Source organism: Lentzea roselyniae (genome assembly GCF_039537795.1).
GTDB lineage: Bacteria > Actinomycetota > Actinomycetes > Mycobacteriales > Pseudonocardiaceae > Lentzea > Lentzea atacamensis.
The window spans coordinates 98,518-124,352 of sequence record NZ_BAABBE010000018.1 but is presented as its reverse complement, the minus strand read 5'-3'; the positions used below and the strand labels follow the sequence as shown (position 1 = coordinate 124,352).

Sequence of the window (25,835 nt, the reverse complement as noted above, 5' to 3'; positions counted from 1 at the left end):
TTAAATTGTATTTACGGGTTGGAGCACGCATCGTTGACATGTGAACCAACGCGGAACGTTGATCAGGATGGGCGTGCTCGCCCTGCTGTGGGGATCCAGCTTCCTGTGGATGAAGCTTGCACTGGGGAGCCTCGCTCCCCTGCAGATCTCGCTCGTGCGGACGTTCTTCGGCGCGGCCGTGCTGTTCGTCGTGCTCGTCACGGCGAGGATGACGCTGCCGCGCGACCGGCGGATCTGGGGACACATGCTGGTCGTCGCGCTGTTCGGCAGCGCGATCCCGTTCACCCTGTTCGCGATCGGCGGCCAGACCGTCGACTCCGGCGTGTCCGGCGTCCTCAACTCGACGACGCCGCTGTTCGCGCTGGCCATCGGACTGGTGCTGGGCACGGAGAAGTTCAGCAACCTCGTCCGGATGCTCGGCCTCGGCACGGGTTTCGCCGGCGTGCTGCTGATCTTCGCGCCGTGGCAGGCGGCCAACTCCATCGCGAGCTGGGGTGCGGTGCTGTGCCTCATCGGGGCCGCGAGCTACGCCGTCGGCTACTCCTACGCCGGCCGCAAGCTGGTCAACACGGGTGCGACCTCGACGCAGCTCGCCGCGATGCAGCTGACCACCGCGATGGGCCTGCTGATCCTCGCGGTGCCGTTCGGCGGGCTCGAGCCGGTGCACCTGCACTGGATCGGCATCGTCGCCGTGGCGATCCTGGGCATCTTCGGCACCGGCGTGGCGTTCATCCTCAACTACCGCGTCATCGCGGACGAGGGCGCCACCACGGCAACTACCGTCGGTTACCTTCTGCCCGTGGTCTCGGTACTCCTTGGAGCGATCTTCCTCGGGGAGCAGCTCAACACGAGGGTCGTCGCGGGCATGATCGTGGTGCTCCTGGGCGTTGCACTGACCAGGAGGCAGCCCGTCTCGACTGGTCAGAACGTCTCACCAAACGAGACGCGCGACCTGGTCAAACGCTGAGGGGTGAGACGCCCGTCTCCCCCAGAAGGATGGTTCCGAGACGAATCGCGTCCTGATCCGGCTGCTTGGCCGTCTCCTGTTTGTGAGCGGACATGGAGACCAGCCTGGGAAGGACATCGACATGAACAACGAGAACCTGAAGGTCACCACGCGGACGACTTTTCAGCTACTGGCCCCTGGCGCGGCTCCAGCGCCGGTGGTGGCCGAACTGGTCTACGACCCGGAGGACCCGTACGCGGTCGCCATCGTGTTCCACACGGGCACGGGCCGCGTCGAGTGGATGTTCGCCCGCGACCTGCTGGCCGACGGTCTGCTGACCCCGTCCGGTGAGGGCGACATCCTGGTCCGCCCCGCGTCCGACGACCCGGAGCGCGTCCTGGTCGAGCTGAACGCGCCGACCGGGTTCGCCATCCTCAGCGCGGTCGCCGAGGACGTGGCGGCGTTCCTGGACAGCTCCTACGACGTCGTCCAGCCGGGCGAGGAGGACCTGTGGATCGACTTCGACCGGGAGCTGCAGAAGCTGGTCTCGACGATCGACTAGTTCTGCGGCGGGTGGTCTGACGGGCGCGGGAGACCACCTGAGGGTTCGTCGTCGTGGGCAGCGACGGCGAAGAGCTGGACAAGTCCCCACCGGTGACGGGGATCCGCAGGGTTCGGCGGTGGTCTGCACCACCTGTTGAGCGTGAACCCCGGATGTCGGTCTCCGTGATTGATTACTCTCGTGGTGTGACAACCACCATCGGCGGCCGCTACACGCTCCTCGAGCGCGTCGGCAGCGGCGCGATGGGGGTGGTCTGGCGGGCGCGCGACGAGCTGCTGGCGCGCGAGGTCGCGGTCAAGCAGCTCATCACCGGAGACCACCAGCGGGCGATGCGCGAGGCGCGCAACGCGGCCCGGCTGCACCACGCGCACGCGATCGCGGTGTTCGACGTCGTGGGAGACGAGCACGAAGAGCCGTGGATCGTCATGGAGTACCTGCCGTCCCGCAGCCTGTCGGCGCTCATCGCCGAGCAGGGGCCGCTCAAGCCGGCCCAGGCCGCGAGCATCGGCGCCAAGGTCGCGTCGGCACTGGCCGCGGCGCACGCGGCGGGCATCGTGCACCGCGACATCAAGCCAGGCAACGTCCTGATCGGCGACGACGGCACGGTCAAGATCACCGACTTCGGCATCTCCAAGGCCAGCGGTGACGGCACGCTGACCGAGACCGGCATGATCTCGGGCACTCCCGCCTACCTCGCGCCGGAGGTGGCGCGCGGCGAGCAGCCCGACGAGGCGTCCGACGTGTTCTCCCTGGGCGCCACGATCTACGCGGCCGTCGAGGGCGAGTCGGTCTTCGGGCCCAGCGACAACAGCTTCGGCCTCATCTACCGGGCCGCCAGCGGGCAGCTGCGGGATCCCAAGAACGCGGGCGAGCTCACCCCGTTGCTCATGCGCCTGCTCTCCCAGGACCCGAAGGACCGGCCGAGCGCGCAGGAGGCCGCGGACCTGCTGGCCGCCGAGCCACAGCCGTCCCAGCCGCTTCCCATCCCCGAGCCGCGCAGGCTCAAGCCGCCGAACCGGCGGATCCTGGTGATCCTCTCGATCATCGGGCTGCTCGGGATCGGGGGTGGCGCGGCCGCCGCGTACTGGTCGGGCACCGGCGACCTGACCCCGATCAACGAGGCGAGCTTTCCCGACCAGCAGGAGGTCCGCTACTTCACGGCCCCCGAGGCGAGCACGTTCGTCTCCGAGCACTACGCCCAGCTGCCCGGCAACCCCGACGGGGCGTGGGCGAACCTCTGGGAACGCGCGAGCGAGCCGCGGGAGAAGTACGTCGCCCGGTGGAAGGGCTACACCGAGCTCCAGTGTCGCGACACCAGCGTGCCGGTGCGGTCGGCAGGCGCGAACTGGGTCGTCACCGTCGAGCTCGTCATGAAGACGATCAAGGGCGAGCAGCAGCGCGGTGTCTACGAGGTCGAGGTCGGCAACGTGAACAGCCAGATGAAGATCGTCAGCTCCAAGCAGATCAGCTGAGCAGCCAGAAGCTGCCGCCGCCCACGATCACGCCCATCGCCGTCCCCGCCAGCACCTGCGCCGTCGTGTGGTCACCGAGCTCGACGCGCGACCACGCCACCAGCGCCGCCGGCAGCGCGATCAGCAGCAACCACGGGCCGTAGACGATCGCCAATGTCACGACGGCCGCCCACGCCACCGCGGCGTGCAGCGAGATCTTCCACCTCAGCCCGAACGTGATCGCCATGCTGACGATCAACGACGCGAACATGCTGCCCGCCAGAGCGAGCATGCTCGACGGCGCGCCGCCCAGCACCATGATCACCGTGCCGGCGGCCAGCGACGCACCGGCCGTGACCAGCGGAACGAGCCGCCCCTCGCGGTTCGTGACGTGGTGGCCGTCCCACTTGCCCTTGCGCGCGCCTCTGACGATGACGGCCATCGGGATGACGGACGCCGTCACGGCGACCACGACCCCCCACAGCAGCGTCTTCCAGAAGCTCTCCGTCGCCGCGGCCACGGCGAACGGCAGCAGAATCACCCAGACCCACGGTGCCAGCACCTCGGTCGCACCGCGGGCGACCTTTTTGATCAAGTCCCCCGGAAACCCTTCAGACCAGTCTGCGATCAGTGGCCCAGCGGGAGAGCTCGTACCGGTTGGAGAGCTGCGTCTTCCGCAGGACGCTCGACACGTGCGTCTCCACCGTCTTCACGCTGATGAACAGCTCGGACGCGATCTCCTTGTAAGCGTAGCCGCGCGCGAGCAGCCGCAGGACGTCCCGCTCCCGCGGCGTCAGCAGGTCGAGCTCGGGGTCGCTGATCGGCGCGGCACCCGGCCGGTCGGCGAACGCGTCCAGCACGAACCCGGCCAGTCGCGGGGAGAACACCGCGTCGCCCTCGCTGACCCGCACGACCGCCTTGACCAGCTCCTGGCTGGAGATCGTCTTGGTGACGTAGCCGCGGGCACCGGCGCGGATGACGTTGATGACGTCCTCCGCCGCGTCCGACACGGACAACGCGAGGAACGTGACCTCGGGAATCTTGGTCCGGATCTGCCGCAGCACCTCGGCGCCACCGCCGTCCGGCATGTGCACGTCGAGCAGCACCACGTCCGGTTTGTGGTGCGCGATGCCCGCCACCGCCTCGCCGACGCTGCCCGCCTCGCCGACCACCTCCACCTCGTCGGTGATGGTGTCGAGCTCGGCCCGCACCCCCGCTCGGAACAACGCGTGGTCGTCCACCAGGAACACCCTCACGGTCACGTCCTGGCCTCCGTCTTCCTCGGCATCTCCAGCTGCACCTCGGTCCCCTCACCGGGCGCGGTGCGCAGCCGCACCTGTCCGCCGTGCCGGTCCATCCTCCCCCGGATGCTGCCCGCGAGGCCATGCCGGTCCTCCGGCACGGCGTCCGGGTCGAAACCCTTGCCGCGGTCGCGCACGAACACCGTCACCTTGTCCGGTTCGATCTCGGCGTACAGGCTGACCTCGGCGACGCCTGCGTGCTTGGCGGCGTTCACCATGGCCTCCTTGGAGGCCTGGATCAACGCGAACATCCCGTCTTCCAGCTCGCAGTCGCCGACCACGACCTGCGACACGGCGATCGCGAAGTCGTCCTCCACCTCCGCGCACGTCTGGGCGATGGCGATGCTCATGGTCGTCGGCTGCTCGCCCACCTCACGGCCGTAGAGCCAGCTGCGCAGCTCGCGTTCCTGGCCGCGGGCCAGGCGCTTCACCTCTCGCGGCGACTCGGACTGCTTCTGGATGAGCGCAAGCGTTTGCAGCACGGAGTCGTGCAGGTGGGCGGCGATCTCGGCGCGTTCCTCGGTCCGGATGCGTGCCCGGCGTTCGGTGTCCAGATCGCGCACCAGCCGCATCCACAGCGGCACGGTCAGGACCGCGACACCGATCAACGTGGCGAGCACGGAGAGCACGACGGTCGAGAGGTTCTGGACCGAGTCGTTCGCGACGAGGAAGGCGGCCACGCCCGCCAGAACCAGCGCACCTCCCGCCACCGTTCGCACGATCCCCGTCTTCCCCTGCGCCAGCGCCCCGTCTTTCCAGCGACGCCGCTGTGCCTCGTCCGCCTCACGCCACACGACCGCGGCGCCCACGAGTGCCACGGCGATCGGGCCGGTGATCCAGCCGCTCGCCGCGCTGCCGATCAACCCGGTGAAGACCGCGACGCCGATGCCGACGGCGGCGAGACCGACGGCCTGCTGCCACTCCTTGCGGTCCTTCTCGGTCTCCGGTTCCGTCACCGTCGACTGCGGGACGAACATCCAGAGCAGGGCGTAGGCGATGATTCCGACACCGCTCAGCGCGGCGAACACGGCGAAGATCGCGCGCACCCAGAAGACCGGTGCGCCGAGGTGTTCCGCCAGCCCGCTCGCGACGCCCGCGACGACCCGGCCGGTGCGTCGGCGGCGCATCGGCTCAATCCGTGCACTCACCATCCGATCGTCACACGTCCTGGCGAGTTGTTCATCAGGGATGACCCCGGTTCCGCGAATCAGGGCTGGTCCCTGATGTGGTTCCAGGCGTGGGAGCGCAACCTTGTCACCGTGAGCGGGACTGAGAAGGCAATGCAGGGCGTGGCGGACACGCTCAGGGAGTTCTGGGCCCACCGGCCGGTGCGGCCCCGCGCGGGGCGCAAGATCGGCGGCGTCGCCACCGGTATCGCCATGCGCTACCAGATCGACCCGGTGATCGTGCGGATCGCGTTCGTCGCGCTCGCGTTGTCGGGCGGCGTCGGACTGCCGATGTACCTGGCGGGCTGGCTGCTGCTGCCCGAGGAGGGCGACGAGGTCTCCCCGCTGGAAGCGCTGATCAACAAGGGCACCAGCTCCATGTCGCAGGCGCAGACGGTGCTGCTGAGCTTCCTGATGTTCCCGGCGCTCGCGTTCACGTTCGGCAGCGGCGGGTTCCAGGTCATCGTGACGCTGGCCGCGACGATCGCGTGCATCTACCTGCTGCAGAAGAACCGCGGGCACCTCGCGCCGGCCGCCGTCGCCGAGCCCGCACACGTGCCACCGGTGGCGGGGGCGCCGGCCTGGGACCCGCTCGGTGCCGCCCCGTTCGCGTGGGACCTGCCGGAACCGGCGGCCGCGCCGCAGCCACCGGCCCCCAGGCCGCGCAAGCCGCGTGTCGCGCTGGCGACGGCAGGCGTGGCGGCGCTCGTGATCGCGGGATCCGCGATCGCCTGGACCTGGGCGCCGTGGTTCACGGTCCCGCACGTCATCGGCCTGCTGATCGCGGTGCTGGCGGCCGGTCTGCTGATCGGGTCGTTCACCGGCGGCGCCCGCGGCCTGATCTGGCTGCTGGTTCCGCTGTCCGTGGCGGGCTTCGGCATGACGGCGGTCGGGTTCGAGGGACCCCACAACCTGGGCAGCCTCTCGGACACGCCCAAGTCCGTCGCCGACGTGAAGGACCGCTACCGGATCGGTGTGGGCAGCGTGATGCTCGACCTCCGGCAGCTGCCGGACTCCGGTGCGGTGAAGACCGCGGTCGAGGCGGACCTCGGTGAGCTGATCGTGCACGTGCCGAAGAACGCGGACGTGACGTTCAACTGCGAGGCCACGTCCATCGGCGAGCTCAACTGCTTCGGGAAGACGGCCGAGGGCAGCGTCGAGCAGGTCAGCGGCACCGACTTCGGCGACAACGGCGAGGGCGGCTTGAAGATCGACCTGGACGTTCGGACGAACGTCGGAGAGGTGAAGGTGCTCCGTGACTGAGCCGGTGACGCGCAGGCGGATCGACCTGCTCAGCCTGATCTTCGGGATCGGTGGCGGGCTGATGGCGGCCTACGTGCTGAGCAACGGGACGTTCTGGTTCGACTTCCGGTGGGCGCTGGGAGGAACGGCCATCGTGGTCGGAGTGGTTCTGCTGACCAACTCCTTGAGGCGGAAGTCCCCGAAATGAGAAACGGCCCCCGGTCAGCTGACCGGGGGCCGTTTCTTCAGGTCACTCCCACTCGATGGTGCCCGGCGGCTTGGACGTCACGTCCAGCACCACGCGGTTGACCTCTGCCACCTCGTTGGTGATCCGGGTCGAGATCCGCTCCAGCACCTCGTACGGCAGCCGCGTCCAGTCCGCGGTCATCGCGTCCTCGGACGACACCGGGCGCAGCACGATCGGGTGGCCGTACGTGCGGCCGTCACCCTGCACACCGACGCTGCGGACGTCCGCGAGCAGCACGACCGGGCACTGCCAGATCTGGCGGTCGAGACCGGCGGCGGTGAGCTCCTCACGCGCGATGGCGTCGGCCTGGCGCAGCGTGTCGAGGCGGTCCTGGGTGACCTCGCCGATGATCCGGATGCCGAGGCCGGGGCCGGGGAACGGCTGGCGCTGGACGATCGTCTCCGGCAGGCCCAGCTCGGTGCCGACGCGGCGGACCTCGTCCTTGAACAGCGCGCGCAGCGGCTCGACCAGCTCGAACTGCAGGTCGTCCGGCAGGCCGCCGACGTTGTGGTGCGACTTGATGTTCGCGGTGCCGGTGCCGCCGCCGGACTCGACCACGTCCGGGTAGAGCGTGCCCTGCACCAGGAAGCGGTAGTCGCCCTCGGCCTTGAGGTCGCGCTCCGCCTGCTCGAACACGCGGATGAACTCGCGGCCGATGATCTTGCGCTTCTCCTCCGGGTCGGTGACGCCGGCGAGTGCGTTGAGGAACCGCTCGCGCGCGTCGACCGTGATCAGGTTGACGCCCGTGGCGGCCACGTAGTCGCGCTCGACCTGGGCGCGCTCACCGGCGCGCAGCAGGCCGTGGTCGACGAAGACGCAGGTGAGCCGGTCACCGATGGCGCGCTGGACGAGAGCGGCGGCCACGGCGGAGTCGACACCGCCGGACAGGGCGCAGATCGCCTTGCCCTCACCGATCTGCTCGCGGATCCGCGTGACCTGCTCGTCCACGATGGACGACGTGGTCCACTGCGGACGGATGCCCGCGATGTCGTGCAGGAACCGGCGCAGCACCTCCTGGCCGTGCGGCGAGTGGTGCACCTCCGGGTGGTACTGCACACCGGCGAAGCGGCGTTCGGTGTCCTCGAACGCGGCGACCGGGGCACCCTCGCTGGTCGCGGTGACGGTGAAGCCCTCCGGCGCCTTGGTGACGGCGTCGCCGTGGCTCATCCACACCGGGTGGTGACCGGGCAGCTCCTCGTGCAGCGAGCCGCCCGCGCCGGTGACGCCGAGCTCGGTGCGGCCGTACTCGCGGGTGCCGGTCTGTTCAACTGCGCCGCCGAGTGCGCGCGCCATGGCCTGGAAGCCGTAACAGATGCCGAAGACGGGGACGCCGGTCTCGAACAGCTTCGGGTCGACCTGCGGCGCGCCCTCCTCGTAGACGCTCGACGGGCCACCGGACAGCACGATGGCCAGCGGGTTCTTGTCGAGGATCTCGCTCAACGTCGCGGTGTGCGGGACCACCTCGGAGTAGACCTGGGCCTCACGCACGCGTCGGGCGATCAGCTGCGCGTACTGGGCGCCGAAGTCGACGACGAGAACAGGGCGGTTGCTGGTGTCGGACACGCCGCCAAGGATGTCATGCGTGGACGGAGAGCTGCTGACCGGAGGCGGGCTGAACCAGGTGTTCAGGGTGGGTGACGCGGTGCGCAGACCGGCCGGTCCGTGGGCCCCTCGGGTGCACGAGTTGTTGCGGCACTTGGCACCTCTGGGGATCGCGCCGGTTCCGCTCGGACTGGACGGCGAGCACGAGCTGCTCAGCTACCTGCCCGGTGACGTTGGCCACGTGTTCCCGTCCGACGACGCCTCGTTGATCGAATCGGCGTTGATGCTGCGCAGGCTCCACGACGCGACACTCCCCCTCGTCGATCGGCTCGACGGGTGGCAGCACCCCGTCAGAGAGCCGGTCGAGGTGGTGCTCCACGGCGACTTCGCGCCGTACAACACCACCTATCGAGACGGTCTGCCCGTCGGCATCTTCGACTTCGACTCGGCGCATCCGGGACCGCGCTGGTGGGACGTCAGCTGGGCGATCATCCAGTTCGTGCTGGGGCTCCCCCACGAGCGCAAACGCCGTGCTCAGCTGTTCTGCGAGGCCTACGGATGCGTCTACAACGACGAGCACGTGCTGCAGCGACTGGACGACGCGATTCGCACCATTCGCGAGCATCCGGCGTTCGTGCAGCAACGCGCGGAACGTCACGACGACTACTACAAGGGACTCATCGAGTACGTGCAGGCCAATAGGGCTTAACGTGAGTCACATGGACGCGTTCACGCCGCAACCCAGGCCGTGCTGGATCGCCGGCCGCCCCGAGCAGGGCGAGCAGGCGTTAGAGGTCTTCCACCCGTTCGACGGCACCGAGGTCGCCTCGGTCGCGGTACCAAGCAGAGACCAGGTGGAACGTGCGGTGGCGGCGGCCGCGGCGGTGGCCAAGGAGTTCCGCCGAACACCGGCGCACGTGCGGGCCGAGGCACTGCTGCAGGTGTCGCGGACGCTGGCCGAGCGCGCGGAGGAGATCGCCGAGACGATCACCGCGGAGAACGGCAAGCCGCTCAAGTGGGCCGAGATCGAGGTCTCGCGCGCGGTCAACACGTTCCGGTTCGCCGCGGAGGAGGCCCGGCGGTTCACCGGTGGGCTGCAGCGGCTCGACACCGACGCGAACGGCGTGGGCAGGATGGCGATCGTGCGCCACGTGCCGCGCGGGCCGGTGCTGGCCGTGGCGCCGTTCAACTTCCCGCTGAACCTGGTGGCGCACAAGGTCGCGCCGGCGCTCGCGGTGGGTGCACCGGTGATCGTGAAGCCCGCGTCCGCCACGCCGTTGAGCGCCCTGCTGCTGGGCGAGATCCTGGCCGAGACCGATCTGCCGGAGGGCGCGTTCTCGATCCTTCCCGTGCGCGGCAAGGACATGGACGCGTTGGTCAGCGACGAGCGGCTGCCGGTGATCTCGTTCACCGGGTCCACGAAGGTCGGCTGGTCGCTGATGGAAGCCGCACCGCGCAAGCACGTCGTGATGGAGCTGGGCTCCAACGCGGCCGCGATCATCTGTCCCGACTGGACGGACCTGGACCACGCGGCGCAGCGCATCGCGACGTTCGGCAACTACCAGGCCGGTCAGTCGTGCATCGCGGTGCAGCGGGTGATCGTGGACCGCTCGGTCGCCGACGAGTTCGTGCCGAAGCTCGTGGAGGCGGTGGGAGCGCTGAAGACCGGTGACCCGCACGACCCCGAGGTCGAGGTCGGCCCGTTGATCGACGAGGACAACGCCCGCCGCGTCGAGGAGTGGGTCCACATGGCCGCCGACGCGGGCGCGCGCGTGCTGCTCGGCGGCAAGCGGACCGGGACGACCGTCGAGCCGACCGTGCTGGCGGACGTGCCCTTCAACACCAAGCTGTGGACCGAGGAGATCTTCGGGCCGGTGCTCGTCGTCTCGGTCGCCGACGGCGTCGAGGACGCGTTCGCGCAGGCCAACGACACCAAGTACGGACTGCAGGCCGGCGTGTTCACCCGCGACGTGCAGGTGGCGTTCGAGGCCGCGGCCGAGCTCGAGGTCGGTGGCGTGATCATCGGTGACGTGCCGTCCTACCGCGCCGACCAGATGCCCTACGGCGGTGTGAAGGGCTCGGGCACCGGGCGTGAGGGCGTCCGGTCGGCGATGGAGGACTTCACCGAGGAGCGCGTGACCGTCCTGACGGGGATCCCGCTATAGCCCCTGCGGGAACGCCAGCACGCGGTCCGGGTCGTACCGTCGCGCGACTCGCCTGAGTCGCGCGAGGTTGCGGCCGTAGTAGGCGGTCGGCCAGTCCGGCATCTCCGGGTCGATGTAGTTCACGTACCCGGTGGTGCCCGCGCCGAGCCCGTCCCGCACTGCCGCGACCACCCGGCGAGTCTCCGCCTCTGTCCTGTCGCCGGCACCGAAGAAGATCTGCGCGCTGGTCCTGGCGTCGCGGTGCGGGAACGCGGTGGCGTCCGGCGCGACCCGGTTGAGCGCACCGCCGAACGAGTCGAACAGGATCGCGCCGTCGCGCTGCCCGTCCATCAGGGCCGCGACCCGCGAGCCGGGCACGTGGTGGCGGAGCATGCGCGACGACGCCACGAACGGGAAGCCAGAACTCGGGTTTCCCGCGTAGTAACGCATCGTCTCCAGGTAACCCATCTCCTGGAAGGTCCGCTCCGCGGGCGGCATCCGGTCCAGCAGCGGCACCAGGTTCTTCGCCGTGCCCACGTAGGCGCCGCCGACTCTGGCGGACGACACGGGGCCGGCCTCGACGGTGCAGCTGGACCACAGCTCGTCCGGTGCCTGAGCCATCCACTCCTGCCAGGCGTCGAACACGTCCGCCGACGCAGCCCGCGGGTAGCTGAGCGCGAACACGGTCAGGCCGGGCGCCGGGTCGGTGCGGAACGTGAACTGCGTGACGATGCCGAAGTTGCCGCCACCGCCGCCGCGCAAAGCCCAGTACAGATCGGGTTCCTCGTGCGCGGACGCGGTGCGCAGGCAGCCGTCCGGCGTGACGATCCTGGCGCTCACCAGGCGGTCGCAGGTGAGTCCGTACTTGCGGCCGATCACGCTGATGCCGCCGCCGAGCGTGAGCCCGCCGATGCCGACCGAACGGCACGTGCCGGCGGGCAGAGCCTGTCCGGCGGCACCGATGGCCTCGTAGACCGGCAGGAGCTGGGCACCCGCGCCGACCCGTGCTCGACGGCCGGCGACGTCCACCGCGGCGATCCCGGCGAGGTCGACGACCAGGCCGTTCTCCGGCAGCGAGTAGGCCGCGTAGCTGTGCTTGCCGCTGCGTGCGGCGACCGGGATGCGTTCGTGCGACGCGAAGTCCAGGCAGGCCTGGACATCTTCATGCCTGACGCACCTCGCGATCGCGGCCGGCCTGCGATGTGCGTAAACGTGGTTCCACGGCATCCGCAGCTGGTCGTAGCCGGGGTTCTGTGGCAGCACGAGCCGGTTGCCGAGCCGTTTGCGCAGCTTCGCCCAGTTGGTGTCGGCCACGGCCGTCCCGGTGCCCATCCCCAAGCCCGCGACGGCGAGTGCGCTCGTTTGCAAGAAAGTTCGTCTGTTGATCTCCATGACTTGAACACCCCCGAGACCGATGGTGGTGCCTGGGTCACTCCTCACCAGCCGAGTGCGCGGAGCTTCACCTGATCGTCGCAACGGTGTGCGGCAACATGCCCATCCGGCCTGATCAGCCAGCCGTCCCTCGTCGTGAAGCCGGGTCCCGCGGTGCGGGAGCCCGGGATCAGGTCGCCACCGTCGGTCGTGAGCGGGGAGTTCTCGTAGGAGAACGGCGTGAAGAGCTTGCCGGAGTCGATGCCTTCGCCTGTCTCGAGTGCCTTCTGCCGGTGTGCGCGCTCTTCTTCGTTCCCCGGCACCAGGAATCGCATCGTGTCGCCGGTGATCCTCAGGTTCTCGTCGGCGGCCTGCCCGCGTTCGATCTCGTAGGAGTCGAGGAGGTGCGGGCCCGCGTAGCCGGTGCGGTCGGCCGCGATCTTCCACGCCGCGTTGTCGGCGTCGCAGATGCCGGAGTTCAGGCCGCGGGCGCCGAACGGGCTCATCACGTGCGCGGCGTCGCCGGCGAGCAGGATCCTGCCCTTTCTGAAGGCTTTCGCGCGGCGCTGGTGGAAGCGGTAGGTGGACTGCCAGACCACCTCGTACGGCTTGTCCCCGACGATCGCGCGGATGTGGTCGTCGGTGAGCTGGACGTCCTCGGCCACCTGCCAGTCGATCCGCCAGACGCCCTCCGGTTGCGGGTGCAGAAGCACCTGGCGGCCGGGATTCCACGGCGGGTCGAAGTAGAAACGGCGTTCTGGTGTCTCGAAGTCCAGGTCGACGCGGACGTCGGCGATGATGAACCGGTCGTCGAACGAGAAGCCCTCGAACGGGATGTCCAGGAGCTGTCTCACCGTCGAGTGCACGCCGTCCGCGGCGATGCAGTGGGTCGCCGCGATTCCGTCCTGTGTGGACACTCCCTCGTCGTCCTGGATCAAAGTCGTGAGGGCGCGGCCGTAGCGGAGCTCGATGAGCGGCTCGGTGCGGACGCGTTCTTCCAGCAGCTGCTCGACGACGGTCTGCGGGGTGTTCACGAACGGCGGGAAACCCTTGACCTCCGGGAAGGTCAGGGTCAGCACCTCGCGGTCGCGGTGGTAGGTGCGGCCGGTGTACCAGGTGACACCCGCGTCGGCGACCGCCTGGCCGACGCCGATCCGTTCGAGGATCTCCAGGACGTCGCGCTGGACGCAGATCGAGCGGCTGCCCTGCCGGCTGCGCCGCTCGGCCTTCTCCAGGATCACGCTCGGCACGCCGGCGCGGGCCAGGAAGAGCGCGGCGGTGAGGCCGACCGGCCCGGCACCGACGATGAGCACCGGTTTCACTGGAGGGCGTCCCACACGGCGCGGTCGCGTTCGGCGGTCCAGATCTCCGGCCAGTCCTTGCCGTCGCACTCGTCCCAGTAGCGCTTCACGTTGAACGGCAGGCAGTGCTCGAAGATCGGCCAGCGCCCGTAGCGGGGTTCGAGCGTCCTGTGCGCCAGCTCGAAGGCCTGCTTGAGCGTGCCGCCGTCGGCGTGCACCCCGCCGACCGTGCGGCGCAGCTCGTTGAGGAAGTGCCTGCTCTGGTTGATCGCGGCGTCGACCTCGATGCGGTCGCGGGCGACCCTGCCCCGCCCGCCGACGAGAACCTCCGCGCCCAGATCCTCGACCTCGTCCAAAGTGGACGTCGCCCACTCGTCGTGGAAGGCGTCACCGGTGTAGAGCGCGGCCTGCGACTCGACGAGGTCACCGGCGAAGAGGATGCGCTGCTGCGGCAGCCACGCCACGATGTCGCCCGCCGTGTGCCCGCGGCCGAGGTGCTGCAGCACGAGGTCGCCGCGCTCGTCGCCCAGCGGGATCGTCATGCGGTCGGAGAACGTGAGCGTCGGCCAGGTCAGGCCGGGAATCTCCTCCGGCTTCTCGAAGAGCCGAGGCATGCGGCCGTACTCGCTCGCCCAGTCCTGCTGCCCGCGTTCGGCGATCAGCACCCGCGTCATCTCGTGCGCGACGATCTCCTGGGCGTCGAACGCGCTGGCGCCGAGCGTGCGGACGGCGTGGTAGTGGCTGAGCACCAGGTACCGGACCGGCTTCTTCGTGTGTTTGCGCAGCGTGGTGAGCCACCGGCGCGCGGCCGCGGGTGTGGCGCGCGCTTCGAAGCAGATCAGGAAGTCCTCGGCCTCGATCGCCCCGACGTTGGGGTCGCCTTCGGCGGTCAGGGCGTAGACACCCTCGGCGAGCTCGACGAACACCTCGTCCTTCGGGGCGAGGTCGGCGCTGGAGGCAAAAGGCTTTTTGGCCATGACTCCACCGTGTCAGGACGCCTTCACGATCGGCAACCGCAATGCGGCTGGAGCTTGATCGGGCACCGCCGGGTTCCTCGGCCTCGTCGGGCTGATCCTCCGGTACGGCTGGTGCTGGTCCGGCCGCTGGTCCTGCTCACCCTTGTTCGGCCACAGCGAGAACGCCCGCTCTGCCTGCGCGGTGATCGTGAGACTCGGGTTCACGCCGAGGTTCGCACTGATCGCTGCACCGTCCACAACGGACAGTCCTGGGTAGTTGAAGACGCGGTGGTACGGATCGATCACGCCGTCTTCCTCGGTGGCGCCGATCGCGCAGCCGCCGATGAAGTGCGCGGTCAGCGGGATGTTGAACAGCTCACCCCACGTACCGCCGGCCATGCCGTCGATGTGCTTGGCTGCCAACAGGTTCGCCTCGTGACCGGCGGGGATGAACGCCGGGTTGGGCTCGCCGTGCCCCTGCTTGCTGCTGAGTTTGCCGCGCTTGAGGAACGTGGTGATGGAGTTGTCGAGGCTCTGCATCACCAGCAGGATCACGGTTCGCTCGCTCCACCGGTGCACGCTCAGCAGCCTGAGGACCTTCAACGGGTGCTTCACCGCTTCTTTGAGGAACTGCAGCCACCTCGGAGTGCTCGCCGCACCGTCCGTGGCGAGGGTCTGCAGCAGTCCCATGGCGTTGCTGCCCTTGCCGTAACGGACGGGCTCGATGTGCGTGATCTCGTCGGGGTGGATGGAGCTCGTGATCGCGACACCCTTGGTGAAGTCGTTGTCCGGGTCGACCGAGTACCTCGCGGCCCCGATGATCGACTCGGAGTTGGTGCGGGTGAGCTCACCGAGCTTCTTCGAGATCTTGGGCAGGGTGGTCGCCCTGGCCCGGTGCAGGAGCTGCTGCGTGCCCCACGTGCCGGCGGCGAGCACGACCTGGTCGGCGGTGAAGATCTTCTTCGCCCTGCCGCCGGTCGTCTTGGTCTCGATGGTCCACCGGCCGTCGTTCTCGTCGAGCCTGGTGACCGTGGTCAGCGGGTAGACCTGCGCGCCGAGCTTCTCCGCGAGGTAGAGGTAGTTCTTGACCAGCGTGTTCTTGGCGCCCACCCGGCAACCGGACATGCAGCTGCCGCACTCGGTGCACCCGGTGCGCTCCGGCCCGGCACCCCCGAAGTACGGGTCCTCGGCCTTCTTGCCCGGCTCGCCGAAGTACACGCCGACAGGCGTCGGGTGGTAGCTGTCCTCGACGCCCATGTCCTTCGCGACCTTCTGCATGACGACGTCGCTCGGGGTCGTGGTGGGGTTCGTGACGACACCCAGCATGCGGCTCGCCTGGTCGTAGAACGGCTCCAGCTCGTCCTGCCAGTCGGTGATGTGCGCCCACTGCCGGTCCTCGTAGAACGGCTTGAGCGGCCGGTAGAGCGTGTTGGCGTAGACGAGGCTGCCGCCGCCGACTCCCGCCCCGGCCAGCACCATGACGTTGCGGAGGAGGTGGATGCGCTGGATGCCGAAGCACCTGAGCTGCGGCGCCCACAGGTACTTGCGGAGGTTCCAGCTGGTCTTGGCGAACTCGTCGTCGGCGAACCTGCGTCCCGCCTCCAGCACGGCGACGCGGTAGCCCTTCTCGGTCAGGCGGAGCGCGGCAACGCTGCCACCGAACCCGGAGCCGACGATGACGACATCGAAGTTACCGGCGAGTTCACCCATGGACCGGAGAGTAGGCGTTACTTCCGGTAACGCCTAGTCCCCGATCGGTTCAGACGCGGAGGGAGAACTGATGAAGGCAGTCCAGAGGTCGACCGCCTGTTCAAGACTCAGGGCGGCCACCTTCTCCACCGGCACGCCCGCGGTGTGCACGAGTCTTTGCGCCAGCCAGTCCGGGACCGGCTCCCGCACCACGGGCTGCTCGACGATCACGTCTCCCGCGAGCCGGCCGAGCCTGCCGATCACGTCAGCCAGCCTGGCCAGCGTCGAGTCCCGGTCCGCCACCTCGGCGACCCTCGCCGACGCCTCGGCGTAGACCTCGGCGTCCGAACGGGCACCAACGCACCAGACTTCGCACACCTCGACCGCGCCGTCGGCGGCGATCCGGTAGACGATCCGCCAGTGGTTGCGCCCGACCACCAACTTCCGAAAGCCGGTGAGCTCACCACCGAGCGGATGCCCCGCCTGCGGATCGTCGACCAGAATCTGGATCTTCTTGAGCACCTTGGGCACGACATCCGGCCCGAGGCGACGCAGGTCGTCGATCGCCGCGTCGGTGAACAGAACCTCAGTCATCGAGCGCGTCGTCGTCCTTCATCGCCGCCAGCGACTCACGGGTGTGCCCGAAGGCCGCCAGCACATCGTCGAGGGAGGTGCGGCGGCCGGAATCGGCGGCCGAACGCGCCAGCACGAGCGCCAGATCCCTCAGGTCAGCGGCCGCTTCGTCGATCTCGGACAGGCGGCTCATGGGGACGACTGCGGCGACCGGACGACTGTGCCTGGTGACAACCACCGGACCGCTTTGCTCGGCGTCGGCGACCAGACCGGCGACACCACGCTTTGTGGCCTCGGTGACGGTCAGCTCACGAGCCTCGTGAAGAGCAGCCATGCAGAAAACTATACAGAAAAAGTGCACAGATGACAGAGGGCCCGCCGGACCTACAGGACCAGGCCCTCGATGACCCACACCATGAAGGCGACGGCCAGCGCGGTGATCACCAGGCCGCCGCAGATGAACAGGGCCAGGACCTTCCAGCCGATGCCGTTCTCCTCGGGTGCGTCCTCGACGTCCTGGACCTCGGCGTCCGTGTCGATCGTGTCCAGATCCGTGCTGTTGTCACTGTTGCCGCCGAACAGGATGTCCAAGTCCATGCCTTTCAGGACGCGTGAGTGGCGGGGCCGGTTGCAAGATCAGCTTTGGGCCCAGGCCGCCACCGGGAGGCTCAGGTAGATGCCGATGTCGTTCAGCCCTGTCGCTTCCGCGACCGCCGCGCACAGTCCGTCGACGCGGTCCTGACGGTTGGCGGCGCGGCTCTCGAACCACTTGGAGCGGATCTCGATCACCACGTCCACGCCGTCCGAGTCGAACGGGCCGCGGGCGCGGAAGCGCAGTTCCACGTCACCGGGCTGGAGGTTGCCGTCGTAGGGCTCCTCTGGGCACTCCACGGCCACCGACACCGCGTGCGGGAGCATCGCGGCGAGTTCCTTCAGCGCTTTGTGGGGGACGTGAGGTGCGTAGGTGATCTCGACGAGCGGCACGGTTCCAGCAAAGCAGAAGGGTGCGCCCCGGCTGGAGCGCACCCTTCTGGATGATCGAGTTCAGCCGCGGATCGTAAGGCCGACCTTCTGGAACTCCTTGAGGTCGGAGTAGCCGGTCTTGGCCATGGCCCGCTTGAGCGCGCCGAACAGGTTCGTCACGCCGCGCGGGTCGGAGGACGGGCCGAACAGCAGCTTGCGCAGGTCGAGCTCCTGGTCCACGGCCTCCGCGACCAGGCTGCGCGGCACCGACGGGTGCGCGGACGAGGCGGTCCAGTACAGGCCCTGGCCGGGCGCCTCGGTCGCGGCGGCGAGGGGCTCGCCCAGCATCACGGCGTCGGCACCGCAGGCGATGGACTTCGCCACGTCGCCAGAGGTCGTGATCCCGCCGTCCGCGATGACGTGCACGTAGCGGCCGCCGGTCTCGTCGAGGTAGTCGCGGCGGGCGGCCGCGGCGTCGGCGATCGCGGTGGCCATCGGCACGCCGATGCCCAGCACGGAGTCGGTGGTGGTGACGCCCGGCGTGTAGCCGTAGCCGACGATCACGCCCGCCGCGCCGGTGCGCATCAGGTGCATGGCCGTGCGGTAGTCGCCGACACCACCGGCGATCACCGGGATGTCGAGGTCCGCGATGAACGACTTCAGGTTCAGCGGCTCACCGTCGCGCGACACGTGCTCGGCCGAGATGATCGTGCCCTGCACGACCAGGATCTCGACGCCGGCGGCCAGCAGGTCCGGGGTCAGCTCCGCGGCGCGCTGCGGGCTGACGCGGACCGCGACGGTGACGCCCGACTCGCGGATCTGCTTGATCGCCTCGGCGACCAGGTCCATCCGCAGCGGGGCGGCGTGCAGCTCCTGCAGCACCTTCACGGCCGCGGCCGGGTCGTCGCTGTCCTCCGTGGCCTGCACCAGGCGGAACAGCGCCTCGTCGACGTCGCCGTGCCGCGCCCAGAGGCCCTCGGCGTTGAGCACTCCGAGACCGCCCAGCTCGCCGACCGCGACCGCGACGCCCGGCGACACGATCGCGTCGGTCGGGTGGGTGATCAGCGGGATGTCGAAGCGGTAGGCATCGATCTGCCACGTCGTCGAGACGTCCTTCGACGACCTCGTGCGACGGGACGGGATGATCTCGATGTCGTCCAGCTCGTAGGCCCGCCTCGCGGTCCGGCCCATGCCGATCTCGACCAGATCGCGCACCTGTGGTTCCTCTCCTTCGTCCGGGGGTCTGGGGGCCGCCCCCAGCAAAGACACTGCGAGCGACGCGGTCCGCGCTTTCCGCGGACACACTTCCCCCGAGCGAGCCCGAACACCCTAACGGGTGGTGTAGTTCGGGGCTTCGACGGTCATCGTGATGTCGTGCGGGTGGCTTTCCTTCAGGCCCGCCGCGGTGATGCGCACGAGCTGCTGGTTCTGCAGCTCGGCGATCGTGCGGGAACCCGTGTAGCCCATCGCCGCGCGCAGGCCGCCGTTGAGCTGGTGCACGACCTGGGACAGCGGCCCGCGGAACGGCGTGCGGCCCTCGATGCCCTCGGGGACGAGCTTGTCCTCGTTGAGGACGTCGTCCTGGAAGTAGCGGTCCTTCGAGAACGACTTGTTCTCGCCGCGGGACTGCATCGCCGCCAGCGAGCCCATGCCGCGGTAGGTCTTGAACTGCTTGCCGTTGACCAGGATCAGGTCGCCGGGCGCCTCGGTCGTGCCCGCGAGCAGCGAGCCGAGCATCACGGCGGACGCGCCGGCCGCGATGGCCTTGGCGATGTCGCCGGAGTACTGGATGCCACCGTCACCGATCACCGGCACACCGGCGGGGCGGCAGGCGAGCGAGGCCTCGTAGATCGCGGAGATCTGCGGCACGCCGACACCCGCGACGACGCGCGTGGTGCAGATCGAGCCGGGCCCGACACCGACCTTGACGCCGTCCGCGCCCGCGTCGACCAGCGCCTGGGCACCGGACCGCGTCGCGATGTTGCCGCCCACGACGTCGACGGAGTCGCCGAGCTCCTTCTTGATGCGGGCGACCATCTCCAGCACGCCGCGCGAGTGGCCGTGCGCCGTGTCGACCATCAGCACGTCCACACCGGCGTCGGCGAGCGTCATGGCGCGCACGAAGGAGTCCTCGCCCACACCGACGGCGGCGGCGCACAGCAGGCGGCCGTCCGGGTCCTTGGTGGCGTTCGGGTACTGCTCGGTCTTGACGAAGTCCTTGACCGTGATCAGGCCCTGCAGCTTGCCGTCACCGTCGACGATCGGCAGCTTCTCGACCTTGTGACGGCGCAGCAGCCCCAGCGCGGCGTCGGCCGACACGCCGACCTGCGCGGTGACCAGCGGTCCGTTGGTCATGACCTCGCTGACGCGCTTGGTGTGGTCGAGCTCGAACCGCATGTCGCGGTTCGTGATGATGCCCACCAGCTTGTTGTTCGCGTCGGTGACCGGCACACCGGAGATGCGGTAGCGGGCGCACAGCGCGTCGACCTGAGCCAGCGTGTCGTCCGGCGAGCACGTGACCGGGTCGGTGACCATGCCGGCCTCGGACCGCTTGACGGTCTCCGCCTGCCGGGCCTGGTCCTCGACGCTCAGGTTGCGGTGCAGCACGCCGATGCCGCCCTGACGCGCCATCGAGATCGCCATCCGACCCTCGGTGACCGTGTCCATCGCGGCGCTGGCCAGCGGAATCTTGAGGGTGATGTTGCGCGAGATCCTGGTGCTCGTGTCGACGCCGCTGGGAACGACGTCGGACTCGGCCGGCAGCAGGAGCACGTCGTCGAAGGTCAGTCCCAGCATGGCGAACTTGCTCGGGACTCCGTCAGCGTTGAGCTCGCTGGTCATAGCGGGTGACATGCCTTCCGTCGTGCGGTCTGCCCCTCTGCCCGCGGGTCAGGTTTCCGCAGGCGGAGGCGGTGCTGCCCATGGTATCTGGACGCCCGTGGGGGTACGGCGGGTACCGTGCGGGGTCGTGCCGCACGACGCGTTGCCACCAGACCCCTTCGAGGGCGACCCCGAGGACCCCGCGCTCACTCTCGGGGAGCCGGACCACGACCATCCCCCGATGGACGAAGACGAACGAGCGGAGCTGGTCAGCGATCTGAGCGACCTCGCCGTCTACCAAGCCCTGCTGGAACACCGCGGGGTGCGCGGCATCGTCGTCGACTGCGGCGAGTGCCAGGAACCCCACTACCACGACTGGGCGCTGTTACGAGCCTCACTCGAACAGCTGCTCGCCGACGGCCGCATGCGCCCGCACGAACCCGCCTTCGACCCGGACCCCGGCGCTTACGTGAGCTGGGAATACTGCCGCGGCTACGCGGACGGCGTGACGGCCACGGAGTCGGCGCGCTGACGCCCCTGGCCTTCGAGTGATGCTGCGCACCCGCCGGGAAGCGCCCGGCGGGTGTGAACGCCAGGGGCGAGCAGCCCGATCACATTCCACCTGACGTGTGACCACCAAATGCGTGTGAACGGCCCCTGACCTCGAAAGATCAGGGGCCGTTCACACTGCGTCTCAGTTGGGGTCTCAGTTGGACCCGGTCTGCCCGGCACTCTCTCCGGTAGCTCCGGCGGAACCAGGCGTCTCCCCGGTGCCAGTGGCGGGCGGAGGCGGCGGCGGAGGCGGCTCGCCGTTCGACGTCGGTGGCGGCGGGGTCGCCGACGAGGTCGACGGGGTCGGCTGCGTCGTGACCGGCGGCTCGCTCGACGGCGGCGCGGACGAGGTTGAGGGCTGCGTGGGCTGCGTCGGCTGGGTGACCGGAGGCGTCGTCACGGGCGGCGCGGTGGTCGAGGTGTTGGTGTCGAGCTCCTTTTCGAGCTCCTTGTGCTTTTCCTCGAGCTGGGCCTTGCCGTCGTCGGTCGAGACCGACTCCAGGCTGGCCTCCACCTTGTCGAGCTTCTCGCGGGCCTCGTTGACCTTGCCTTCGCGCAGCGCGAGGCGGGCCGAGTCGAGGTCGCTGCGCACGATTGCCGCGGCTTCGATCGACTTCGCGTGCTCGGAGTAGAGCACTCGGGTGAGGCCCCAGAGGGCGTCGCCGGGCTGGGCGTCGCGGGCCACCAGGCTCACGCCGGTGAAGGCGATGGCCAGTACCGCGGCGGCGCTTGCCAGGGGGATCAGGTAGCGGTGCCTGCTCACCGGCTGCGGGCGGGCAGCCTGGATCGTGACGATGGCGGTCTCGGTGTCGACCAGCTCGCCGAAGGGCGCGGTCTCCACCTCGTTGCGCCATGCGAGCAGCAACGCGTTCAGCTCGTCGTCGACCAGGGAGCCGGCCGCACCCGGCGTTGCCGCCCCCAGTGCGTCGAGCAGCCTGTCATCGGCCTGTACAGCCGAAAGATCGTCTGCGACGGGTTCGTGCGGGGTTCTATCGTCCTGTCCGCGCACTTGCTCGTCGTCCTTTCCATGCTCGTCGGCCACTCAGACCACCTCCTCCGCTGCCAGCGACTTGCGGAGCCGAGCCAGCGCACGGTGTTGCGCCACCCGGACCGCACCCGGCGTCGAACCGACCGCCTCGGCAGTTTCCTCGGCGGATAGTCCGACCACCACCCTCAACAGCAGGATCTCCCGCTGCTTCTCCGGCAGGACGCGCAGTAGTACAGCCATCCGATCGGAGAGCTCGCCCTGCATCGCCCGCTGTTCCGGACCAGCTTCGGTCTCCGGCGCGTCGGGAACTTCGGGAACGGGCTCTGAGCGGTTCCTGGCGGCAGACCGATGTGAATCGGCGACCTTGTGTGCCGCGATCCCGTATACGAACGCGAGGAAGGGCCGACCCTGATCGCGGTAGCTGGGCAATGCCGTGAGCACCGCGAGACACACCTCCTGGGCCACATCGTCCGCCGAAGCGAAGCTTCGTTCCTGCCTGCCAACTCTGGCGCGGCAGTACCGCACCACAAGAGGACGAATGGAGGCCAGCAGGCGTTCGATCGCCTGGCGGTCGCCGTCGACGGCCGCGCCCACTTCGGCGTCCAGTCCGTCCCCCAAGTTGGTCATCGCAGACAACAGCCCTGGTGTTACTTGTTGGCGTACCGACATGAAACAGCACGAGTCACTCACGGCGACTCGTTGCAGCAGTACTCACCGTACCGGTCTTAGCGCCTTCTGTTCATCAGTGGGGTATGGACACCCCGCGTGACCAGCAGACACGCCGAACGACTCCAGCCCGGCGACATTGTCACCGGGCTGGGCTAAATGCGCGACCCGAAAGCTCAGCCAATACCGCTGGTGAGCCGTCTCACGCCACCGGCCCCGCGTCCCCACATGCGGCATATGAGGACGCGGGGCCGGTGCGGCGAAGAGCTACTGGACGAGGCCTCGCCGGAAGCCGTGCGCGACCGCCTGAGCGCGGTCACGAACACCGAGCTTGCGGAAGAGACGACGGGCGTGCGTCTTGACCGTGTCCTCCGACAGGTAGAGCTCGCGGCCGATCTGGCCGTTGCTCTTGCCCTGGCTCATGCCTCGCAGCACCTGGAGCTCGCGCTCCGTGAGCTGCACGCCGGGGTCGGAGGGCTGGCGCGGCGCCGGCACCGAGGTGCTGGCGAGCGTGTGCGCGAGGGCTGCCACAAGCTCGGGACGCGACGCGTCCCACCTCAGGTAGCCGCGGGCGCCACCGGCGATCGCGGCGGCGATGCTGCCGGCGTCGTCAGGTGCTCCGAACACGATGACGTTTGCCTGCGGATTGGCGGAGACGAGTCGCCTTGTTGCTTCCACCCCGGTTGGGACGGCGCGCTGGGTTCCCACCAGAACGACGTCAACCGGCTGCCTGGAAAAGCGAGCCAACAACTCGTCACCGTGCGCTACGCAGTCGATGCGGCTAACCCCGGGGACAGCCGACATCACGCGGGTGAGACCCTCCCGCACACTGCGCCGGTCGTCGCAAATAAGGACCGTGGTCACGGGGACTCCTTCCTGCAGCCGAGTGACGTTCCATCTCCCCTATCGGACGCTCGCGGCCCAACCTTGACACGATCCGGTGCTTAATCCGTCAAGAAGTTCATCTGAGGGTCTGCGTTCGGGGGTTCCCCGGAACGGAGCAGCCCACTCGGCACCCACGGGGAATCAAGGGCGACCTGACGGCTGACGGGATCAGCTCTGCGTAACACGCAGCTCAGAGCCTCCGTCGCCCGGTCGATGGCGACTGCGCCCACCGTGGGGGCATGGCCCACCAGGACAAGAGCGCTCGGCCAGATCAACGGATGAAGCCCTCTCGTGGCACTGTGATTTAGCTCACACTCGACTAGTTCAACGCCTCTTGTCGACCCGTCGGGTGTCCCCCACACGACCAACGCGGTGCCGAGAACCAGTGCCGACTTGAGCTCGTGCCGGAGGGCGTTTCTGCTCGTCGCTACGCCGTACGCCTCCTCGGCGGGCGCCACCGCGGCGTGCGCCTGACCGGACGCGAGCTCGATCTCGGCGGCCACCCAGCCCCGCCGGACCCGGCTCCTCCACGAACCCGTCCGGACCAGAGCGAGCAACCGGCGGGCTTCAGCGAGCCGGCCTGCCCCGAGCGAGTCGGCCGCGAGACCGAGCAGAGCGTCCGTTCGGGCACCGTCCGCGTCGACACCGTCCGGATCGCCCCCACCGGTCGACCGAACGCGCGCGAGAGCGGCTCCATCGAGTGGGCGAGCGAGGTGATGCGCCCCGAGCTGACGGTGGTGCGACGCGCGCGTCGAGAGAGAAAGGGACGCGATCACCGGGTCGGGGTCGTGACGGAGCGCATCCAGCACGGTGGCCGCCGCCGCGTAGTGCCCCTGGCCACCGAGCACCACGGCAGCGAGCCATCGAACGCGGGAGTTGGCGGACGAGAGGGCGGACCAGACGTCGCGATCGGGTGAGTCACCGAAGGCGGCTCGGCGCAGCTCCTCTTCCACACCGCAGAGTGTGCCGTCAGGTGACGGCCACCTCGACGGCAGGCACGCTGCCGTCAGGTCACCGCGCTCTCGACGGCGGCCACGGCGTCCGCGAGATCTTCCACGCGTTCGGCGGGTGTGGTGACCACACCGCGCCGCCATCCGGGCCCGCCCACGAACAGCCGCACCTGCTGCCGGGTCCGCGGCAGCGCGGTCAGCACTCCGGGATCGGCGTACCGGGGCAGCTGCGCCCACAACACCACGGCCGACGGCGCGGTCCGGCGCACAGCGGCTGCCAACGCGTCCACGGGCAGCGCGGCCCCGAGCTGCCGCACGACCACACCGCGCTGCGCCAGCTCAGCAGCCAACGGATAGAGAGGAAGGTTGTGCCTCTCCTCTGGCATGCACGCCAGCAGCACGGGCCGATGGTTGCGCCCAAGAGTGACGAGCGGCGTCGCGCGCACGAACGCAGCGAGCACGCACTCGTTCAACAGATGCTCCACCTCGACCCCTGCACCGGACAGCTGCCACCGCGCGGCAACGGCCGTCAGCACCGGGCGCACGACCTCGATCCACGTCGCGATCACGCCGTCGGACGCGAGCGAGTCGGCGAGCATCTCCTGCACCGCGATGGAGTCCATCGCGAGCGCCGCCCTGCCGAGCCCGCGCGCCAATCGAGACGCACCGGCCAATTTCAGGCCACGCCCGCCACCCGTTCGTGCGGCAGGAACCTCGCCGTGCGTCATCGAAGATTTCGAGTCGAGCGCGAAACGGGCCGCCTCGGCCGATGAGGCACCACGAAGAAGAGCGCGCTGCATCAATTCCAGGCGAGCAACATCCCGTGGCCCGTATTTGCGGTGCCGCCCGGTCGTGTGATCGCTCGGCCCGAGCCCGTAGCGGCGGTCCCAGGTGCGAAGGGTGGCGGGAGCCACGCCGAGTCGCCTGGCCACCGCGGCCACTGAGAGAAGGGGCTCACTCGTGTGACCACCGGCAGATCTGCGCTCCGGCTGTGTCATCACGAGAGCCATGTTCCGTTCACCTCATCCGGGCGGCAACTCCGGGCGGTGAGTGATCGAACACGCGTGCCGTCACCCATCAGTTGATTTGGGTCTTCAGCCTCTTGAACAAGTTTTGACGCGGTTCTACGGTGGATCATCGTTAAGCCGAATGGAGCAGTCGTCACGGAGGCGGTCTCGATGGCGGACACCCGAAGGCTTCCTGGTCCCAACGCAGATCTGTGGGATTGGCAGATGCGCGGTTCGTGCCGGGGTATGGACAGCGCGTTCTTCTTCCACCCCGACGGTGAACGGGGCCCGGCGAGAGCGCGGCGGGAAGCTCGCGCCAAGGCCGTCTGCCTCGACTGCCCGGTGCTGGAGATGTGTCGCAGACACGCGCTGGCGGTGCAGGAACCGTACGGAATTTGGGGCGGGCTCTCGGAATCGGAGCGCGACCACATCATCAAGGCCCGCAAGCGCCAATTGGCGATCGTCTAGACGAAAACCGGGTCGGCACCAAACGAAGGTGCCGACCCGGTTTCT

General features: G+C 69.1%; 27 protein-coding genes. 9 read left to right on the top strand and 18 right to left on the bottom strand.

Features of this window, described 5'->3' with window-relative positions:
- Positions 1-40: 40 nt before the first annotated feature.
- The 3 genes from ABFX45_RS29465 (at position 41) to ABFX45_RS29455 (ending at position 2,980) form a co-directional block, all read left to right on the top strand.
- The gene (locus ABFX45_RS29465) at positions 41-967 is read left to right on the top strand and encodes a DMT family transporter (protein WP_346133408.1); all 927 of its coding nucleotides are present in this window, start codon (positions 41-43) and stop codon (positions 965-967) included.
- A 121-nt stretch (positions 968-1,088) separates the two neighbouring features.
- Positions 1,089-1,508, top strand: a complete 420-nt coding sequence (locus ABFX45_RS29460) for an SsgA family sporulation/cell division regulator (RefSeq protein ID WP_109639031.1) — start codon at positions 1,089-1,091, stop codon at positions 1,506-1,508.
- Between the two features lie 185 nt (positions 1,509-1,693).
- Complete coding sequence (locus ABFX45_RS29455; RefSeq protein ID WP_267900083.1) at positions 1,694-2,980, top strand: serine/threonine-protein kinase; 1,287 nt, start codon at positions 1,694-1,696, stop codon at positions 2,978-2,980.
- Here ABFX45_RS29455 and ABFX45_RS29450 read toward each other — a convergent pair.
- From ABFX45_RS29450 to ABFX45_RS29440, 3 genes are read right to left on the bottom strand one after another with little or no spacing between them, the layout of a single operon-like run.
- Positions 2,973-3,554: a phosphatase PAP2 family protein gene (locus tag ABFX45_RS29450; protein WP_325051068.1), complete on the bottom strand. Its 582-nt coding sequence runs from the start codon at positions 3,552-3,554 to the stop codon at positions 2,973-2,975. The genes ABFX45_RS29455 and ABFX45_RS29450 overlap by 8 nt on opposite strands.
- A 16-nt stretch (positions 3,555-3,570) precedes the next feature.
- A complete protein-coding gene (locus ABFX45_RS29445) occupies positions 3,571-4,221 on the bottom strand; it encodes a response regulator (protein ID WP_109639029.1) in 651 nt (216 codons plus the stop codon).
- A complete protein-coding gene (locus ABFX45_RS29440) occupies positions 4,218-5,387 on the bottom strand; it encodes an ATP-binding protein (protein WP_428834200.1) in 1,170 nt (389 codons plus the stop codon). The genes ABFX45_RS29445 and ABFX45_RS29440 overlap by 4 nt, the downstream gene beginning before the upstream one ends.
- Before the next feature lie 132 nt (positions 5,388-5,519).
- Here ABFX45_RS29440 and ABFX45_RS29435 point away from each other — a divergent pair, with 132 nt between their 5' ends.
- A complete protein-coding gene (locus ABFX45_RS29435; RefSeq protein ID WP_346133405.1) occupies positions 5,520-6,689 on the top strand; it encodes a PspC domain-containing protein in 1,170 nt (389 codons plus the stop codon).
- On the top strand, positions 6,682-6,876 hold the full coding sequence (locus ABFX45_RS29430; RefSeq protein ID WP_109639027.1) for a hypothetical protein: 195 nt from the start codon (positions 6,682-6,684) through the stop codon (positions 6,874-6,876). Before ABFX45_RS29435 ends, ABFX45_RS29430 begins: the two co-directional genes overlap by 8 nt.
- Before the next feature lie 42 nt (positions 6,877-6,918).
- On the opposite strand, the gene guaA is transcribed toward ABFX45_RS29430, so the two are convergent.
- Complete coding sequence (gene guaA, locus ABFX45_RS29425; protein WP_346133403.1) at positions 6,919-8,478, bottom strand: glutamine-hydrolyzing GMP synthase; 1,560 nt, start codon at positions 8,476-8,478, stop codon at positions 6,919-6,921.
- A gap of 19 nt (positions 8,479-8,497) precedes the next feature.
- Here guaA and ABFX45_RS29420 point away from each other — a divergent pair, with 19 nt between their 5' ends.
- Entirely contained in the window at positions 8,498-9,166 is a 669-nt protein-coding gene (locus ABFX45_RS29420; protein ID WP_346133401.1) for an aminoglycoside phosphotransferase family protein, read from the top strand.
- A 10-nt stretch (positions 9,167-9,176) separates the two neighbouring features.
- Positions 9,177-10,622 (top strand): aldehyde dehydrogenase family protein, encoded by a 1,446-nt coding sequence (locus ABFX45_RS29415; protein ID WP_346133399.1) that lies wholly within the window; start codon positions 9,177-9,179, stop codon positions 10,620-10,622.
- Here ABFX45_RS29415 and ABFX45_RS29410 read toward each other — a convergent pair.
- From ABFX45_RS29410 to guaB, 10 genes are all read right to left on the bottom strand, one after another.
- Positions 10,617-11,993, bottom strand: coding sequence for an FAD-binding oxidoreductase (locus ABFX45_RS29410; protein WP_346133397.1), 1,377 nt, complete (start codon positions 11,991-11,993; stop codon positions 10,617-10,619). The genes ABFX45_RS29415 and ABFX45_RS29410 overlap by 6 nt on opposite strands.
- Before the next feature lie 44 nt (positions 11,994-12,037).
- A complete protein-coding gene (locus tag ABFX45_RS29405) occupies positions 12,038-13,285 on the bottom strand; it encodes an FAD-dependent monooxygenase (protein ID WP_346133395.1) in 1,248 nt (415 codons plus the stop codon).
- A gap of 5 nt (positions 13,286-13,290) precedes the next feature.
- Positions 13,291-14,250 carry an MBL fold metallo-hydrolase gene (locus ABFX45_RS29400; RefSeq protein ID WP_109639022.1) on the bottom strand — a complete coding sequence of 320 codons (960 nt, stop codon included), beginning with the start codon at positions 14,248-14,250 and terminating at the stop codon, positions 13,291-13,293.
- Positions 14,251-14,262: 12 nt separating this feature from the next.
- A complete protein-coding gene (locus tag ABFX45_RS29395; RefSeq protein WP_109639021.1) occupies positions 14,263-15,939 on the bottom strand; it encodes an FAD-dependent oxidoreductase in 1,677 nt (558 codons plus the stop codon).
- A gap of 33 nt (positions 15,940-15,972) precedes the next feature.
- Positions 15,973-16,512 carry a type II toxin-antitoxin system RelE family toxin gene (locus ABFX45_RS29390; RefSeq protein WP_346133392.1) on the bottom strand — a complete coding sequence of 180 codons (540 nt, stop codon included), beginning with the start codon at positions 16,510-16,512 and terminating at the stop codon, positions 15,973-15,975.
- Positions 16,505-16,825: a type II toxin-antitoxin system Phd/YefM family antitoxin gene (locus ABFX45_RS29385; RefSeq protein WP_346133390.1), complete on the bottom strand. Its 321-nt coding sequence runs from the start codon at positions 16,823-16,825 to the stop codon at positions 16,505-16,507. The genes ABFX45_RS29390 and ABFX45_RS29385 overlap by 8 nt, the downstream gene beginning before the upstream one ends.
- A 50-nt stretch (positions 16,826-16,875) precedes the next feature.
- Positions 16,876-17,088 carry a hypothetical protein gene (locus ABFX45_RS29380; RefSeq protein WP_346133388.1) on the bottom strand — a complete coding sequence of 71 codons (213 nt, stop codon included), beginning with the start codon at positions 17,086-17,088 and terminating at the stop codon, positions 16,876-16,878.
- Positions 17,089-17,127: 39 nt separating this feature from the next.
- On the bottom strand, positions 17,128-17,475 hold the full coding sequence (locus tag ABFX45_RS29375; RefSeq protein ID WP_109639017.1) for a hypothetical protein: 348 nt from the start codon (positions 17,473-17,475) through the stop codon (positions 17,128-17,130).
- Between the two features lie 60 nt (positions 17,476-17,535).
- Entirely contained in the window at positions 17,536-18,669 is a 1,134-nt protein-coding gene (locus ABFX45_RS29370; protein WP_109639016.1) for a GuaB3 family IMP dehydrogenase-related protein, read from the bottom strand.
- 114 nt (positions 18,670-18,783) lie between these two features.
- Positions 18,784-20,295: an IMP dehydrogenase gene (gene guaB, locus ABFX45_RS29365; RefSeq protein WP_109639015.1), complete on the bottom strand. Its 1,512-nt coding sequence runs from the start codon at positions 20,293-20,295 to the stop codon at positions 18,784-18,786.
- A 127-nt stretch (positions 20,296-20,422) separates the two neighbouring features.
- On the opposite strand from guaB, the gene ABFX45_RS29360 reads away from it, so the two are divergent.
- Complete coding sequence (locus ABFX45_RS29360; protein WP_204763241.1) at positions 20,423-20,806, top strand: DUF5319 domain-containing protein; 384 nt, start codon at positions 20,423-20,425, stop codon at positions 20,804-20,806.
- A 174-nt stretch (positions 20,807-20,980) separates the two neighbouring features.
- Here ABFX45_RS29360 and ABFX45_RS29355 read toward each other — a convergent pair whose 3' ends face one another.
- The 4 genes from ABFX45_RS29355 to ABFX45_RS29340 all read right to left on the bottom strand — a co-directional run bounded on the left by ABFX45_RS29355 (position 20,981) and on the right by ABFX45_RS29340 (position 25,313).
- Positions 20,981-21,868 carry an anti-sigma-D factor RsdA gene (locus tag ABFX45_RS29355; RefSeq protein WP_346133385.1) on the bottom strand — a complete coding sequence of 296 codons (888 nt, stop codon included), beginning with the start codon at positions 21,866-21,868 and terminating at the stop codon, positions 20,981-20,983.
- Entirely contained in the window at positions 21,869-22,441 is a 573-nt protein-coding gene (locus ABFX45_RS29350; RefSeq protein WP_086663889.1) for a sigma-70 family RNA polymerase sigma factor, read from the bottom strand.
- 306 nt (positions 22,442-22,747) lie between these two features.
- On the bottom strand, positions 22,748-23,344 hold the full coding sequence (locus ABFX45_RS29345; protein ID WP_030471988.1) for a response regulator transcription factor: 597 nt from the start codon (positions 23,342-23,344) through the stop codon (positions 22,748-22,750).
- A gap of 1,027 nt (positions 23,345-24,371) precedes the next feature.
- The gene (locus tag ABFX45_RS29340; RefSeq protein ID WP_346133460.1) at positions 24,372-25,313 is read right to left on the bottom strand and encodes a MerR family transcriptional regulator; all 942 of its coding nucleotides are present in this window, start codon (positions 25,311-25,313) and stop codon (positions 24,372-24,374) included.
- 180 nt (positions 25,314-25,493) lie between these two features.
- Between ABFX45_RS29340 and ABFX45_RS29335 the strand changes: the two genes are divergently transcribed.
- A complete protein-coding gene (locus ABFX45_RS29335; protein ID WP_109639009.1) occupies positions 25,494-25,790 on the top strand; it encodes a WhiB family transcriptional regulator in 297 nt (98 codons plus the stop codon).
- The last annotated feature ends 45 nt before the right edge of the window (positions 25,791-25,835 follow it).